Source organism: Streptomyces sp. PCS3-D2 (assembly GCF_000612545.2).
GTDB lineage: Bacteria > Actinomycetota > Actinomycetes > Streptomycetales > Streptomycetaceae > Streptomyces.
This window is the reverse complement of the sequence record NZ_CP097800.1, coordinates 2,235,995-2,251,041: the sequence shown is the minus strand read 5'-3', so window position 1 is coordinate 2,251,041 and position 15,047 is coordinate 2,235,995. Positions and strand designations below refer to the sequence as shown.

The following is a 15,047-nucleotide window of genomic DNA, read 5'->3' as shown; positions in this document are numbered from 1 at the left end:
GACGCATGAGCGGGTACTCTCATGCCGATATGAGCAGCGAGAACCTCCCCCAGACCCCTGAGCAGCAGGGCCGCAAGCCCCGCGTTGCCGTCGTGTTCGGCGGCCGCAGCTCGGAACACGCCATCTCGGTCGTCACGGCGGGCGCCGTGCTGCGCTCCATCGACCGGTCCAGGTACGAGGTGCTGCCCATCGGCATCACCACGGACGGCCGGTGGGCGCTGACCGCGGACGAGCCCGCGCGGATGGCCATCTCAGACCGCAGGCTCCCGAGCGTCGAGGAGCTCGCCGAGTCCGAGGACGGCGCCGTCGTGCTCTCGGTCGACCCGGCCAGCCGCCAGGTCGTCTACACCGAGCCCGGAGCCGTCCCGAAGGCCCTGGGCGAGGTCGACGTCGTCTTCCCCGTGCTGCACGGCCCCTACGGCGAGGACGGCACCCTCCAGGGCCTTCTGGAGCTCTCCGGCATCCCGTACGTCGGCTCGGGCGTCCTCGCGTCCGCCGTCGGGCAGGACAAGGACTACATGAAGCGGGTGTTCACGTCCTTCGGGTTGCGCGTCGGCCCCTACGTGACCATCCGCCCCCGCGAGTGGGAAGCCGACCGGGAGGCCGCCACGGCCAGGATCCTGGACTTCGCCGCCGAGCACGGCTGGCCGCTCTTCGTGAAGCCCGCCCGGGCCGGCTCCTCGATCGGCATCACCAAGGTCGACGACGCCTCCGGTCTGGAGGCCGCGGTCAGGGAGGCCCGCCGCCACGACCCGAAGATCATCGTGGAGGCGCTGCTGCGCGGCCGCGAGATCGAGTGCGGCGTCCTGGAGTTCGAGGACGGGCCGCGCGCGAGCGTGCCCGCCGAGATCCCGCCGGTGTCCAGCCACGACTTCTACGACTTCGAGGCGAAGTACATCGACTCCGCCTCCGGGATCGTGCCCGCCCCGCTCACCCCGGAGCAGACGGCCGAGGTGCAGCGGCTCGCGGTCGAGGCCTTCGAGGCGGCGTCCTGCGAGGGCCTCGTGCGGGCCGACTTCTTCCTCACCGAGGACGGCGAATTCGTCATCAACGAGATCAACACCATGCCCGGTTTCACGCCGATCTCGATGTACCCGCTGATGTGGGAGAAGTCCGGCGTCGCGTACCCCGAGCTGGTGGACCGCCTGATCCAGGCCGCCCTGCGCCGCTCCACGGGGCTGCGCTAGCACCGCGTACCGCCGCCCGCCGGCCGCCTTGCACGAGGGCGGGCGGCGGGCGGCGGTGTGCCGGAGCTCAGTAGGAGGCGATGCCCTCGGGCACGGTCGCGGCGATGGCCGTGGACAGACCGACGAGCATCCCCGCGTCCGTGGCATGCTCCTCGTCGACCCGCACCTCCGTGTAGGCCAGCCGCAGCCCGGTGGTGAAACGGAAACCGCCGTCGCCGAGCTTCTCCAGCAGCCAGGCCACGTCGTTCACATGGACGCCCTCCTGCTTCGGATCCAGCATCTTGGGAGGCTTGGCGATCCCGCACCGCAGTACGATCGCCGAGCCGCCCCACGAGGCGGTCAGGTCGGACTCCGGTTCGGTCCGGGTCCGGGCCAGGCCGGCCACCGTCTCCGGGAGCTCCTTGTGCAGTGCCGCACAGAACCCCGCGACGTCGGCCGGCGGTGCGGGTGGCGGTTCCACCCGGGCCCCGGTGTCGCCCGGGGTGCATGCGGCCAGGGCGGACAGGACCAGGGCGACGGGCATGGCCAGGACACGGACGGGCCGGCGGTGGAGGGACATCACCGGCCAAGAGTAGACGGGGGCTACAGATGGACCACCGGACAGGTCAGGGTGCGGGTGATGCCCTCCACCTGCTGGACCTTGGCCACGACCATACGGCCGAGCTCGTCCACGGTGTCGGCCTGGGCGCGCACGATCACGTCGTACGGACCTGTCACGTCCTCGGCCTGGATCACCCCCGGGATCTGGCCGATGGACTCGGCGACGAACGACGCCTTGCCCACTTCGGTCTGGATGAGGATGTACGCCTGTACCACGGAACCTCCAGGGCGGCCACGAGGATCATTTCCCCTAATCTTCGGGTGGACCCCACACGATGGACAGGGCCGGGGGAAGAAGGGACGCCACGGTACCGCGTCGCCGTGCGCCACGGGGAGACCTGCGGGCCCGGCGCCACGCACAGCGGGGCGTACGGAGAGCACAAGTTGACGTATCTGTTGACGGTACCCAGAGCTGTGACGGCTCGCGACCGCAAGCGGACTGGGCAAGAAGGGGCACAGCGATGAAGGGCACTGTCGGCGAGCTGGGGGAGTTCGGGCTGATCAGGGAGCTCACCTCACGGCTCACCACCACCCCGGCGGTCCGGCTCGGACCGGGCGACGACGCCGCCGTGGTGTCGGCCCCCGACCGGCGCGTCGTGGCGAGCACCGACATCCTGCTGGAGGGCCGGCACTTCCGGCGCGACTGGTCCACGGCCTACGACGTCGGCCGCAAGGCCGCCGCGCAGAACCTGGCGGACATCGCGGCCATGGGCGCGGTGCCGACCGCGCTGCTGCTCGGCCTCGTCGTGCCCGCCGAACTCCCGGTCACCTGGCCCACCGAGCTCATGGACGGCATCCGCGACGAGTGCCAGGTCGCCGGCGCCGCCGTGGTCGGCGGGGACGTGGTCCGCGGGGACACCATCACCGTCTCCATCACCGCTCTCGGCGACCTGCGCAACCACGAGCCGGTCCTGCGTTCCGGCGCCCAGCCCGGCGACGTCGTCGCCGTCACCGGCTGGCTCGGCTGGTCCGCGGCCGGCTTCGCCGTGCTCTCGCGCGGCTTCCGCTCCCCGCGGGCGTTCGTGGAGGCCCACCGGCGTCCCGAACCGCCGTACCACGCCGGTCCCGCGGCCGCCGGGCTCGGCGCCAGTGCCATGACCGACGTCAGCGACGGCCTGATCGCCGACCTCGGGCACATCGCCGAGGCCAGCAAGGTACGCATCGACCTGCGCTCGGCCGCCGTCGACATCCCGACGCAGATGCACGACATCGGCCAGGCCGTCGGCGTGGACCCGCTGCAGTGGGTGCTCACCGGGGGAGAGGACCACGCGATCGTGGCGACCTTCCCGCCCGACGTGAAGCTCCCCGCGCGCTGGAAGGTCATCGGCGAGGTCCTCAACCGCTCGGCCCTGCCCCAGGTGACCGTCGACGGCGCGCCCTGGACCAGCACCGGCGGCTGGGACCACTTCGGAGCCGACCCGGTCGCCCAGGACGGCACGACGTGAACACGGCACCGCCGCTGTGCCTGACCGTCGCCGGATCGGACTCCGGCGGCGGCGCGGGCATCCAGGCCGACCTCAAGACCATGCTGGCGCTCGGCGTGCACGGCATGAGCGTGGTGACCGCCGTGACCGCGCAGAACTCACTCGGGGTACGGGGAGCCTGGGAGCTGCCCGCCGAGGCCGTCACGGCCCAGTACCGGGCCGTCGTGGACGACATCGGCGTGGACGCCGTGAAGACCGGCATGCTCTCCTCCAGCCTGCTCGTCGAGACGGTGGCCGCGTTGTTGGCCGACACCGCGGCCCCGGCCGTCGTCGACCCCGTCGGCGTCTCCAAGCACGGGGACGCCCTGCTCGCCGCCTCGGCGCTGGACGCCGTACGCACGGAGCTGCTGCCGCGGGCCACCGTGGCCACGCCCAACCTGGACGAGGTCGCCCAGCTCACCGGCATCGTGGTGGAGAGCGAGGACGACATGCGCCGTGCCGCCGACGCGATCCTCGGCCACGGACCCCGCTGGGCGCTGATCAAGGGCGGGCACCTCGCGGCGCACGGCGACGAGGCCGTGGACCTGCTCACCGACGGCGCCGCGGAACGGTGGCTGCGTGCTCCTCGGCACTCCAACCGGCACACCCACGGGACGGGCTGCACCCTCGCCAGCGCCATCGCGGCCGGCCTGGCCAAGGGCCTGTCGGTCCCGGAAGCCGTCACGGCCGCCAAGGAGTACGTGACGGGCGGCATCGCCGGCGGCTTCGCACTCGGCGGGGGCATCGGCCCGGTGGATCACGCCTGGCGATTGCGGTGATCCTGCCCCGGCCCCCGGGGTTGCGGCCTCCGGAACCCCCCGGACAAGGCAAAAGGCCGGTTCACCAGAGGTGAACCGGCCTTCTTGGCAACCGGAAGGGGCTGCGCTACGACGGGCGTCAGCGCGAGACCTTGCCGGCCTTGATGCACGAGGTGCAGGCGTTGAGGCGCTTCGGCGTCCCATTGACCACGGCACGAACGCGCTGGATGTTCGGGTTCCAGCGACGCGAGGTGCGGCGGTGCGAGTGGGAGATGTTGTTGCCGAAGCTCGGCCCCTTGGCGCAAACGTCGCAGTTGGCAGCCACAGGTCACTCCAAAGACTTCAGATGCAATTACAGTGAATCCGGCGCACCGGATCAGAGGTCTGAAGTGGTTTGCCGGGGAAAGACCCGACTCTCATCGGGCAACCGGAGCAGCATACAACGACTGCGCCCGTCCAAGAAAACTACCATGGCGGCCGGCAACCCCGCCCCGCGGTCCCGGCCCCGGGAGCGCGGTCCTTCGTTACCCTGCGGTGAACCCTGGCCCGCACAAGGAGGAACGCCCGGTGCCGCACGAGCCGCAGCCGCAGCCCGCAGACGAGCTCGACGCCGAGGCAGTGCGCACCTGGAGCTCGCTCGCCCTGGCCGCGCTGGGGCGGGCCCGCGAGGACATCGACGCGATCAACGTCTACCCGGTCGCCGACGCGGACACCGGCACCAACCTCTACCTCACCGCCGAGTCGGCCGACCGCGCGCTGGCGGACACCTTCGGGGACGCGGCCGGCCGGACCGTGGCGCCGACCACCCTGTCCGAGGCCGTACGGGCCTGGGCGCACGGCGCGCTCGTCGGCGCCCGGGGGAACTCCGGGACGATCCTCGCGCAGCTGCTGCGCGGAGTGGCCGACGTGCTCGGCGCCGAGCCCGAGGCCGAGCCCGAGGCCGAGCCCGAGGCCGAGTCCGGAGGCGGGCGGACCGGCCCCGGCGGGCTGCTCGCCCGCGCACTCAGCCGGGCCGCGGAAGAGGCGTACGCGGCCGTCGCCCATCCGGTGGAGGGCACCATGCTCACCGTCGCGGGCGCCGCCGCCCGGGCCGGCGAAGCGGCCTCGGAGGCCGCCGGTACCGCGGCCGACGTGGCCCGCGCCGCCTATGACGGCGCCCGCGCCGCACTCGCCGAGACCCCCGGGCAGCTCGCCGCGCTGGGCCGGGCCGGGGTGGTCGACGCCGGAGGCTGCGGACTGGTCGCCGTGCTCGGCGCCCTCTGGCAGGCCCTGTCCGGCCAGGAGCCGGCCGCCGAACCGGCGGCCGGCCGGCCCGCGGTGTCCGGCCCGCGGCCGACCGACCCCTGCGAACAGCACGAGGACGGGCCCGCGTACGAGGTGATCTACCTGCTGGAGGCCTCGGACGCGGCGGTCGCGGAACTGCGCGCACAGCTCGACGGCCTCGGCGACTCTCTGGTCGTCGTCGGCGGCGACGGGCTGTGGAACGTCCACGTCCACGTCGACGACCCCGGTGCGGCCGTGGAGGCCGGGGTCGTCGCCGGACGGCCCTACCGGATCCGGATCACGCACTTCGGCGACGAGCGCCGCCGCGGCCGCGGCGAGCGCGCCCAGCGCGCCGTGGTTGCCCTGGTCCCCGGCGAGGGACTGGTGGACCTGTGCGCCGGGGCCGGCGCGACCACCGTGCTCGTGCGCCCCGGCGAGGTCCCGGCCGCTGCCGAGCTCCTCGACGCCGTACGCCGCGCCCACGCCCGCGAGGTGGTGCTCCTGCCGGGCCGCGCGGAACTGCGCGCGGCCGCGGCCACCGCCGCCGAACAGGCCCGTGCCGAGGGCGTGCGCGTCGCGGTGATCCCCACCCGCTCCGCGGTCCAGGGCCTGGCCGCGCTCGCCGTGCACGACCCGCAGGGCAGCTTCGACGAGGACGTGGTCGCCATGACCGCGGCCGCCGGCGCCACCCGCTACGGGGAACTGGCCGTCGCCGAACGCCAGTCCTTCACCTCGGCCGGTATCTGCCAGGCCGGAGACGTGCTCGGTCTGATCGACGGCGACGTCGCCGTGATCGGAGCGGGCCTGGCCGAGACCGCCGTGGCGGTGCTGGACCGGATGCTCGGCTCCGGCGGCGAACTCGTCACCCTGGTCCTCGGTCCGGAGGTGCCGGACGCCGTCGCCGAACACCTCCAGGCCCACGTGCAGTCCGGGCACCTGGCGGTGGACACCGTCACCTACCGGGGCGGTCGGTACTCGGCGCCGCTCCTCATCGGGGTGGAATAGCGGGCTTGTCAGCGCCATGGTGTGCAATGGAACACGTGCCCGCGCTCGACGAAGACCTCAAGAAGACACTCGGTCCCGCCACCGCCAAGGTGCTGGCCGAGCAGCTCGGCCTGCACACGGCCCTGGACCTGCTCCACCACTACCCGAGGCGGTACGCCGAGCGCGGCGAGCTGACCCCGCTGGCCGAGCTCGCCGGCCAGATCGACGAGCACGTGACCGTTGTCGCGCAGGTCGCCGACGCCCGCGTCCTGACCTTCAACGGGGGCCGGGGCAAGCGGCTGGAGGTGACCATCACCGACGGCAGCGGCCGGCTCCAGCTGGTCTTCTTCGGCGCCGGCGTCCACAAGCCGCACAAGGAACTGCTCCCGGGCAGCCGCGCGATGTTCGCCGGCAAGGTCTCCCTGTTCAACCGCAAGCTCCAACTCGCGCACCCGGCGTACGAACCGCTCGGCGCTGACGCCTCCGACCGGGACGCCGCCACCGCCTTCGCCAACCAGCTGATCCCGATCTACCCGGCCTGCGCGAAGCTGGAATCCTGGAAGATCGCCAAATGCGTGGACGCCGTGCTGCCCAGCGCCAGGGAGGTCGTCGACCCGCTGCCGCCCGCCCTGCGCGAGGGCCGCGGGCTGCTCCCGCTCCCCGAAGCCCTGCTGAAGATCCACCGGCCGGCCGCCAAGGCCGACATCGAGGACGCCCGGCAGCGACTGAAGTGGGACGAGGCCTTCGTCCTCCAGGTCGCCCTGGCCCGCCGCCGCCACGCCGACGCCCAGCTCCCGGCCGTACCGCGCCGCCCCGCCCCCGGCGGCCTGCTCGACGCCTTCGACGCCACCCTGCCCTTCACCCTCACCGAGGGCCAGCAGAAGGTCTCGAAGGAGATCTTCGACGACCTCGCCACCAGCCACCCCATGCACCGTCTCCTCCAGGGCGAGGTCGGCTCGGGCAAGGCCCAGCCCCTCGATTCACTGGTGCTCACCCCCACGGGTTTCCGGCCGATGGGAGACATCGGGGTGGGGGACGAGGTGGTGGTGCCATCCGGTGAGACCGCCCGCGTGGGGGCAGTCTTCCCGCAGGGGGAGCGCGAGGTGTGGCGGGTGGTGCTCTCGGACGGGAGCACTGTCGAGTGCGACGACGAACACCTGTGGATCGTCGGCACGAGCCGCGGATGGAGCCGCGGCCAGGAACCCGCGGTGCTGACCACGAGGGAGATCAGGGCGGACCTCCACGAGGCCGACGGTTCTGCCAGGTGGTACCTGCCGGTGGCCGTTCCCGTGGATCTCGGGACCGGTGACCGCCGGCCCCTCGATCCCTACCTGACGGGCGTGCTCCTCGGAGCCGGCTCCTTCCGGCACGACCTGGACCTGTCCACCGCGGACCGGGAGATCCTGGCGGCGGCCGAGGCCGCGCTCGCCCCGCACCACGAGGCGGCCGCCGGGCCCGGTCCGGTCGGCCGGGCGGTACGGGGCCTGGGGCTGCGGGGCGTGGCCCCGCACGACATCTTCGTTCCGGACGTCTACAAGAACGCACCGGTCAAGGACCGCCTTGCGGTCCTGCAAGGCCTCATGGACGCGGACGGGACGGTACAAGCGGACGGAGCGGGCATCTCGTTCCGCTCCGCCTCCCTCCGGTTGGCACAGGACGTGGCCTGGCTCGTGCGCTCCCTCGGCGGAGATGCCCGGGTGCTGCCCGGTGAGGCGGTGTCCGGCGTCTCCGTGGCGCTGCCCGACGAGTTCGAGCCGTTCCGGCTGCGACGCGAGGCGGCCCGCAAGCGGCCGCGGCCGGAGTCCGGCACTCGGCGGCGCGCCATCCGGGCCGTGGAGCACGTGGGCCCCAAGCCGGTGCAGTGCATCCGGGTCGAGCATCCGAGCCACGCGTACGTGACGGACCACTTCACCGTGACGCACAACACCATGGTGGCCCTGCGGGCGATGCTGGCCGTCGTGGACTCCGGCGGGCAGGCGGCGATGCTCGCGCCCACCGAGGTGCTCGCCCAGCAGCACCACCGCTCCATCGTCGAGATGATGGGCGGACTGGCCGAAGGCGGCATGCTCGGCGGCTGCGAACAGGGCACCAAGGTCGTGCTGCTCACCGGGTCGATGGGGATGCCGGCACGCCGGCAGGCCCTGCTCGACCTGGTCACCAAGGAGGCCGGGATCGTCATCGGCACGCACGCGCTGATCGAGGACAAAGTGCGGTTCGACGACCTCGGCCTGGTCGTCGTGGACGAGCAGCACCGCTTCGGCGTAGAGCAGCGCGACGCGCTGCGCTCCAAGGGCAAGCAGCCACCGCACCTGCTGGTGATGACCGCCACCCCGATCCCGCGCACCGTCGCCATGACCGTCTTCGGCGACCTGGAGACCTCCGTCCTCGACCAGTTGCCCGCCGGGCGCTCGCCGATCGCCACCCATGTGGTGCCGGCCAAGGACAAGCCGCACTTCCTCGCCCGGGCCTGGGAGCGGGTCCGCGAGGAGGTGGAGAAGGGCCACCAGGCGTACGTGGTCTGCCCGCGCATCGGGGACGGGGAGGACGACCCAAGGAAGAAGCAGGCCGCGGACGACGCCGACCGGAGGCCGCCGCTCGCCGTCCTGGAGATCGCCGAGCAGCTCGGCCAGGGCCCGCTGGCCGGCCTGAGCGTCGAGGTGCTGCACGGCCGGATGGACCCCGCCGACAAGGACGACGTCATGCGCCGGTTCACGGCCGGCGAGGTGAAGGTGCTGGTCGCCACCACCGTCATCGAGGTCGGCGTGAACGTCCCCAACGCCACCGTCATGGTGATCATGGACGCGGACCGGTTCGGCGTCTCCCAGCTCCACCAGCTGCGCGGTCGCGTCGGACGCGGCTCCGCCCCAGGCCTGTGCCTGCTGGTCAGCGAGATGCACGAGGCGAGTCCCGCCCGGGCCAGGCTGGCCGCTGTCGCCGCCACCCTCGACGGCTTCGAGCTCTCCCGGATCGACCTCGAACAGCGCCGCGAGGGCGACGTCCTGGGCCAGGCCCAGTCGGGGGTTCGCTCCTCGCTGCGCATGCTCGCCGTCATCGACGACGAGGAGGTCATCGCCCAGGCCCGGGACGAAGCCACCCGGGTGGTGGCCGCGGACCCCGCTCTGGAGCGGCTGCCGGGCCTGCGGACCGCGCTGGACGCCCTCCTCGACACCGAGCGCGAGCGGTACCTGGAGAAGGGCTGAGCGGTACGACCTATCGTTGGAGTGCCGCGGCGGACCGCCCGGCTGCCCCTGCCGCCGTACCGAAGGACCCCAGATGACCCGCGTGATCGCCGGCAGCGCCGGCGGGCGACGGCTGGCCGTGCCCCCCGGCACCGGCACCCGGCCGACCTCGGACCGGATGCGCGAAGGCCTCTTCTCCACCTGGGAGTCGCTGCACGGAGTCGAAGGGGCACGGGTGCTCGACCTGTACGGCGGCTCCGGCGCCGTCGGCCTGGAAGCCCTCTCCCGAGGCGCGGACCACGCCTTCCTGGTCGAGTCGGACCCGAAGGCCGCCAAGGCGATCCGCGACAACATCAGGACGCTGGGCCTGCCCGGGGCCGAGTTCCGGGCCGGCAGGGCCGAGCAGATCGTGGCCGCTCGCGCGGGCGGGGACCCGTACGACGTCGTCTTCCTGGACCCGCCGTACGCGGTGGACAGCGCGGACCTGCGGGAGATCCTGCTCACACTCCGGTCCAATGGCTGGATCACGGACGGCGCGCTCGTCACCGTGGAGCGCAGCACGAGGAGCGGCGCCTTTCCGTGGCCCGAGGGCTTCGAGCCGCTCCGGTCGCGGACGTACGGCGAGGGCACCCTGTGGTACGGCCGCGCCGCCTTCACCCGCGAAGACTCATGAACGAGGGAGTTCAGTTGCGCCGCGCCGTCTGTCCGGGGTCCTTCGACCCCATCCACAACGGACACCTCGACATCATCGGACGCGCCTCCAGGCTGTACGACGTCGTGCACGTCGCCGTGGGGATCAACGAGTCGAAGAAGGGCCTGTTCACGGTCGAGGAGCGGATCGAGCTGATCCGCGAGGCGACGGTGGACTACGGAAACGTCCAGGTGGAGGCCTTCCGGGGACTGCTCGTCGACTTCTGCAAGCAGCGGGACATCCCGGCCATCGTCAAGGGCCTGCGCGCGGTCAGCGACTTCGACTACGAGCTCCAGATGGCCCAGATGAACCTGGGGCTGTCGGGCGTCGAGACATTGTTCGTCCCGACCATTCCCTCCTACAGCTTCCTGTCCTCCTCGCTGGTCAAGGAAGTGGCGGCCTGGGGCGGAGACGTCGCCCACCTGCTGCCGGCACACGTGCACGCGGCGCTCCTGGAGCGGCTGCGCGAGCGCTGATCTGCTGACGAGGCGTCAGCCGGTGTCGGGGGCCCGCCCGCTGGCCTTACAGTCGACCCGTCCGTCTCGGGAACCGCCTGAGGCCGAGAGAGTGCGAGCCCCCATGGACGTGCAGAAGAAGCTCGACGAGATCGTCGCAGCCGTCGGCGGCGCCCGGTCCATGCCGATGTCGGCCTCCTGCGTGATCAACCGCGCCGAGCTGCTCGCCCAGCTCGAAGAGGTGCGCCAGGCGCTCCCCGGCTCGCTCGCGCAGGCCCAGGAGCTGCTCGGCGGCCGGGAGCAGATGGTGGAGGAGGCCCGCCGGGAGGCGGAGCGGATCATCGACGCGGCCCACGACCAGCGCGGATCGCTGATCGCCGACACCGAGATCGCGCGGCGCTCGCAGGCCGAGGCCGACCGCATCGTGGAGGAGGCCCGCCGGGAGGCCGAGGAGATCCGGGCTGAAGCCGACGACTACGTCGACAGCAAGCTCGCGAACTTCGAGGTCGTGCTGACCAAGACGATCGGCTCGGTGGACCGGGGCCGGGAGAAGCTCCTGGGCCGCGGCCCGGGTCTGGACGAGGACGGCTACCCGGACGCGGACGCCCCCGAGCGCAGCCACGACCCCGAGACGCAGCGGCAGCAGGCGGACGCGTACGTGGACACCAAGCTGGCGACCTTCGAAGCGGTGCTCTCCAAGACCCTGGAGGCCGTGGGCCGCGGCCGCCAGAAGCTGCTCGGCCGGGTCCCGACGGACGACCTGGGCGTGCACATGGCGGCCCAGGACGCGGCCGCGGGCCAGCCGTCCCGCTCGGCGAGCGACTCCGACTTCCTGGCGGGCCTCGCGGAGCCGGAGCCCGCTCACGTGCAGCCGCCCGTACCGGCCCGGCCGGAGTCCCCCTACGACGCGTACGGCTACCAGCAGCCCGCCGCCCAGCAGCAGGACGCCTACCCCGGTGCCGGCACCGGCTCCACCGCGGCGGCCTATGCCGCGCCCTACCCGGACCCGTACGGGGGCTACCAGCAGCAGCCGGACCCGTACGCCGCCTACCAGCAGCAGCCCGACCCGTACGCCGCCTACCACCAGCCGCAGCAGCACCAGCAGCATCAGCAGGCCGAGCAGCAGGCCCAGCAGCCCTCGCTCGATGAGACCAGCTTCTTCGACACGAGCATGATCAACCTGGATCAGCTGCGCCAGTACGAACAGGGCCGCTGACACCGGATTGGGCGCACGGCCCCGGTCCGGGTATCCTGGCTGTTCGGTCGCGCGTATGCGTCGCGATCCATGCTGCCCTTGAGCGGCGGAATCTTTGATCTTCAGCGATCTGTGAAAGCAGGAACGGCCCTGAATACCCGCCTCGACCACCGCAACCCCCTCGTGTTCGACACGCACGAGCTGGGCCGGCGTCCTGGTGCCATGCAGCGGCTGTCCCGTGAGATCGACGCACCGGCGGACCTCGGTCTGGCCGGCGTGATCGGAGTGCCGGAAGGCGCTCCGGTGAAGCTCAGCCTCCGCCTTGAGTCGGTCATGGAAGGGGTGCTTGTCACAGGCACCGTCCGTGCATCGGCGACGGGGGAGTGCGTAAGGTGTCTGGAGGCCGTCGGGCGCGAGCTCAAGGCGGACTTCCAGGAGATGTTCTCGTACCCTGACGCCGACGACCGGGGCCGCGCCAAAGCGGAGCCGGCCGACGACGCCGAGGACGACGAGGACACGCTCTTCCTCGAGGACGGATTGTTCGACCTCGAACCCGTGCTGCGTGATGCGGTGGTGCTCGCACTGCCGATGCAGCCGGTGTGCCGGGAGGACTGTCTGGGACTGTGCCCCGATTGCGGGCTCAGCCTCAACGACGACCCGGACCACCACCACGACGCCGTCGACATCCGTTGGGCGGCTTTGCAGGAACTCGTCGTTACCGATCAGGACGGCGAGAAGGACAACATGAGCGGCACTGCATCTGACGACGTTCAGAGCGCCGCCGAGAAGCAGGAGAAGTAGCCGTGGCTGTTCCGAAGCGGAAGATGTCGCGCAGCAACACGCGCCACCGCCGGTCGCAGTGGAAGGCTGCGGTCCCCACCCTGGTTTCGTGTGAGCGTTGCCAGGAGCCGAAGCTCCAGCACATCGCGTGCCCGAGCTGCGGCACCTACAACAAGCGCCAGGTCCTCGAGGTCTGAGCGGCTGGTGAGAGGCGCAATGTCTGAGCTGTCCAAAGCTGAGAAGCAGGCAGACAGTAACAACGCGGCCTCGTCCCACACGCTTCTGGAAGGGCGGCTCGGGTACCGACTCGAGTCCGCCCTTCTGGTGCGTGCACTGACCCACCGCTCGTACGCGTACGAGAACGGCGGCCTGCCCACCAACGAACGCCTGGAGTTCCTCGGGGACTCCGTGCTGGGCCTGGTGGTCACGGACACGCTGTACACGACCCACCCGGACCTCCCCGAAGGCCAGCTGGCCAAGCTTCGGGCCGCGGTGGTCAACTCGCGCGCACTGGCGGAAGTCGGGCGCGGCCTCGACCTCGGCTCCTTCATCCGGCTCGGCCGGGGCGAAGAGGGCACGGGCGGCCGGGACAAGGCCTCCATCCTCGCCGACACCCTTGAAGCGGTCATCGGCGCGGTCTACCTCGACCAGGGTCTCGACGCGGCCTCGGAGCTGGTCCACCGGCTCTTCGACCCGCTCATCGAGAAGTCCTCGAACCTCGGGGCCGGCCTGGACTGGAAGACCAGCCTCCAGGAGCTCACGGCGGCCGAAGGTCTTGGCGTGCCGGAGTACCTGGTCACCGAGACCGGTCCGGACCACGAGAAGACCTTCACTGCTGCCGCCCGCGTCGGTGGTGTCTCGTACGGCACCGGCACCGGCCGCAGCAAGAAGGAAGCGGAACAGCAGGCCGCGGAGTCCGCATGGCGCGGGATCCGCGCTGCGGCGGACGAGCGGGCCGCGGCGGCAGCGGCCGCCGCTCCGGCACAGGGCCCGGCTCCGGCCGAGGCCACGGACGGCGGGGCGCCGACGCCCGCCGATCCGGCGCCGGACGCCTGACCTTCCTTCGGGCATCTCCTCGCCCGCCCCTGCGCTGCAGGGGCGGGCGTTGCCGTTCCCGGACGGCCGGTACGCTCGCGGCAGCGCCCAGATCCGCATCCACCGGAGGTTCCCCGTGCCTGAGCTGCCCGAAGTCGAAGTCGTACGGCGGGGGCTGGAGCGCTGGGTCGCCGGACGGACCGTCGAGGCCGTCGAGGTCCTGCACCCGCGTGCGGTGAGGCGCCATCCGGGCGGCGGTGCCGACTTCGCGGCCCGCCTGAGGGGGGAGACCCTCGGGGTGCCGCAGCGGCGCGGGAAGTACCTGTGGCTGCCGCTGGCGGGGCGCGACCTGTCGGTGCTCGGGCATCTGGGCATGAGCGGCCAGTTGCTCGTCCAGCCCGAGGACGCTCCCGACGAGAAGCACCTGCGGATCCGGCTGCGCTTCGGGGACGACGCCGGGACGGAGCTGCGCTTCGTGGACCAGCGGACCTTCGGCGGTCTGTCGCTGCACGAGACCGTCGCCGACAGCGCCGAGGGTCTGCCCGACGTCATCGCGCACATCGCGCGCGATCCCCTGGACCCGCTGTTCGACGAGGCGGCCTACCACCTCGCGCTGCGCGCCAGGCGGACCACCGTCAAGCGGGCGCTGCTGGACCAGTCGCTGATCAGCGGGGTCGGCAACATCTACGCGGACGAGGCGCTGTGGCGCTCGAAGCTGCACTACGAGCGCCCGACGGCGAACCTCACGCGCCCCCGGAGCGCGGAACTCCTCGGTCACGTCCGCGACGTCATGAACGCGGCCCTCGCCGTGGGAGGCACGAGTTTCGACAGCCTGTACGTCAACGTGAACGGGCAGTCGGGGTACTTCGATCGGTCGCTCGACGCCTACGGACGCGAGGACGAACCCTGCCGCCGCTGTGGCACCCCGATGCGGCGCAGGCCCTGGATGAACAGGTCGAGCTACTTCTGCCCGCGCTGTCAGCGCCCGCCGCGGGCCGCGTCGTAGGAGTCGCGGGCGGACAGCACCGCCGGCATGCTCCCCTCCAGGTGGTGGATGAGGGCCAGGAGGCGGTCGGCCACCTCGACGCCGAGGGGGGTCAGTTCGTAGTCCACGCGCGGCGGGTTGGTCGGCTGGGCCTCGCGGTGGACGATTCCGTCGCGCTCCAGCGCGTGCAGGGTCTGCGACAGCATCTTCTCGCTCACGCCGTCCACCCGGCGGCGCAGCTCGTTGAAGCGGACCGGTCCCTCGCGCAGGGCGCCCACGGTGAGGCTGCCCCAGCGGCCGGTGACGTGTTCCAGCGTCTCGCGGGACGGGCAGGAGCGGGCGAACACGTCGAACGGCAGGTCGCCGTGCTCGGCTTCGGTACAGACAGGGGTCTCCATGGGGCAAGCGTACCCGCAGCCAGTGCTAACTGACAGGTTGCGCTTTCTGAAAGTTAGTGATTCTCTTCTTCCGT

Annotated in this window: 16 protein-coding genes; 12 read left to right on the top strand and 4 right to left on the bottom strand. The window is 72.0% G+C overall.

Annotated elements, in window-relative coordinates; genetic code table 11:
• Positions 1 to 29: 29 nt before the first annotated feature.
• The gene (locus AW27_RS09100) at positions 30 to 1,187 is read left to right on the top strand and encodes a D-alanine--D-alanine ligase family protein (protein ID WP_037928262.1); all 1,158 of its coding nucleotides are present in this window, start codon (positions 30 to 32) and stop codon (positions 1,185 to 1,187) included.
• Positions 1,188 to 1,254: 67 nt separating this feature from the next.
• On the opposite strand, the gene AW27_RS09095 is transcribed toward AW27_RS09100, so the two are convergent.
• On the bottom strand, positions 1,255 to 1,746 hold the full coding sequence (locus AW27_RS09095; protein ID WP_037928264.1) for a DUF3515 family protein: 492 nt from the start codon (positions 1,744 to 1,746) through the stop codon (positions 1,255 to 1,257).
• Positions 1,747 to 1,769: 23 nt separating this feature from the next.
• Positions 1,770 to 2,003 carry an Lrp/AsnC family transcriptional regulator gene (locus AW27_RS09090; RefSeq protein WP_030028650.1) on the bottom strand — a complete coding sequence of 78 codons (234 nt, stop codon included), beginning with the start codon at positions 2,001 to 2,003 and terminating at the stop codon, positions 1,770 to 1,772.
• Positions 2,004 to 2,248: 245 nt separating this feature from the next.
• Between AW27_RS09090 and AW27_RS09085 the strand changes: the two genes are divergently transcribed.
• Together AW27_RS09085 and thiD are read left to right on the top strand one after the other, a co-directional pair.
• Entirely contained in the window at positions 2,249 to 3,232 is a 984-nt protein-coding gene (locus AW27_RS09085; RefSeq protein WP_037928267.1) for a thiamine-phosphate kinase, read from the top strand.
• The gene (gene thiD, locus AW27_RS09080) at positions 3,229 to 4,029 is read left to right on the top strand and encodes a bifunctional hydroxymethylpyrimidine kinase/phosphomethylpyrimidine kinase (RefSeq protein WP_037928269.1); all 801 of its coding nucleotides are present in this window, start codon (positions 3,229 to 3,231) and stop codon (positions 4,027 to 4,029) included. Before AW27_RS09085 ends, thiD begins: the two co-directional genes overlap by 4 nt.
• A gap of 118 nt (positions 4,030 to 4,147) precedes the next feature.
• Here the strand turns inward: thiD and rpmB are convergent, their stop codons facing one another.
• On the bottom strand, positions 4,148 to 4,333 hold the full coding sequence (gene rpmB, locus AW27_RS09075; protein WP_007266795.1) for a 50S ribosomal protein L28: 186 nt from the start codon (positions 4,331 to 4,333) through the stop codon (positions 4,148 to 4,150).
• Between the two features lie 242 nt (positions 4,334 to 4,575).
• On the opposite strand from rpmB, the gene AW27_RS09070 reads away from it, so the two are divergent.
• The 9 genes from AW27_RS09070 to mutM all read left to right on the top strand — a co-directional run bounded on the left by AW27_RS09070 (position 4,576) and on the right by mutM (position 14,596).
• Positions 4,576 to 6,276 carry a DAK2 domain-containing protein gene (locus tag AW27_RS09070; RefSeq protein WP_037928274.1) on the top strand — a complete coding sequence of 567 codons (1,701 nt, stop codon included), beginning with the start codon at positions 4,576 to 4,578 and terminating at the stop codon, positions 6,274 to 6,276.
• A 26-nt stretch (positions 6,277 to 6,302) separates the two neighbouring features.
• Positions 6,303 to 9,455: a helicase-related protein gene (locus AW27_RS09065; RefSeq protein ID WP_037928277.1), complete on the top strand. Its 3,153-nt coding sequence runs from the start codon at positions 6,303 to 6,305 to the stop codon at positions 9,453 to 9,455.
• Positions 9,456 to 9,528: 73 nt separating this feature from the next.
• Positions 9,529 to 10,107, top strand: coding sequence for a 16S rRNA (guanine(966)-N(2))-methyltransferase RsmD (rsmD, locus tag AW27_RS09060; protein WP_037928281.1), 579 nt, complete (start codon positions 9,529 to 9,531; stop codon positions 10,105 to 10,107).
• A 14-nt stretch (positions 10,108 to 10,121) separates the two neighbouring features.
• Positions 10,122 to 10,601 carry a pantetheine-phosphate adenylyltransferase gene (gene coaD / locus AW27_RS09055; RefSeq protein ID WP_201773417.1) on the top strand — a complete coding sequence of 160 codons (480 nt, stop codon included), beginning with the start codon at positions 10,122 to 10,124 and terminating at the stop codon, positions 10,599 to 10,601.
• 103 nt (positions 10,602 to 10,704) lie between these two features.
• Positions 10,705 to 11,796 (top strand): ATP synthase subunit B family protein, encoded by a 1,092-nt coding sequence (locus AW27_RS09050; RefSeq protein ID WP_037928287.1) that lies wholly within the window; start codon positions 10,705 to 10,707, stop codon positions 11,794 to 11,796.
• A 78-nt stretch (positions 11,797 to 11,874) separates the two neighbouring features.
• A complete protein-coding gene (locus tag AW27_RS09045; protein ID WP_370466467.1) occupies positions 11,875 to 12,576 on the top strand; it encodes a YceD family protein in 702 nt (233 codons plus the stop codon).
• A 2-nt stretch (positions 12,577 to 12,578) separates the two neighbouring features.
• Positions 12,579 to 12,752, top strand: a complete 174-nt coding sequence (rpmF, locus tag AW27_RS09040; protein ID WP_003965982.1) for a 50S ribosomal protein L32 — start codon at positions 12,579 to 12,581, stop codon at positions 12,750 to 12,752.
• A 19-nt stretch (positions 12,753 to 12,771) separates the two neighbouring features.
• On the top strand, positions 12,772 to 13,611 hold the full coding sequence (gene rnc, locus AW27_RS09035) for a ribonuclease III (protein ID WP_037928295.1): 840 nt from the start codon (positions 12,772 to 12,774) through the stop codon (positions 13,609 to 13,611).
• Between the two features lie 115 nt (positions 13,612 to 13,726).
• Entirely contained in the window at positions 13,727 to 14,596 is an 870-nt protein-coding gene (mutM, locus tag AW27_RS09030) for a bifunctional DNA-formamidopyrimidine glycosylase/DNA-(apurinic or apyrimidinic site) lyase (RefSeq protein ID WP_037928719.1), read from the top strand.
• On the opposite strand, the gene AW27_RS09025 is transcribed toward mutM, so the two are convergent.
• On the bottom strand, positions 14,569 to 14,973 hold the full coding sequence (locus AW27_RS09025) for a winged helix-turn-helix transcriptional regulator (RefSeq protein ID WP_037928298.1): 405 nt from the start codon (positions 14,971 to 14,973) through the stop codon (positions 14,569 to 14,571). The two genes, mutM and AW27_RS09025, sit on opposite strands and share 28 nt — an antisense overlap.
• Positions 14,974 to 15,047 lie beyond the last annotated feature (74 nt).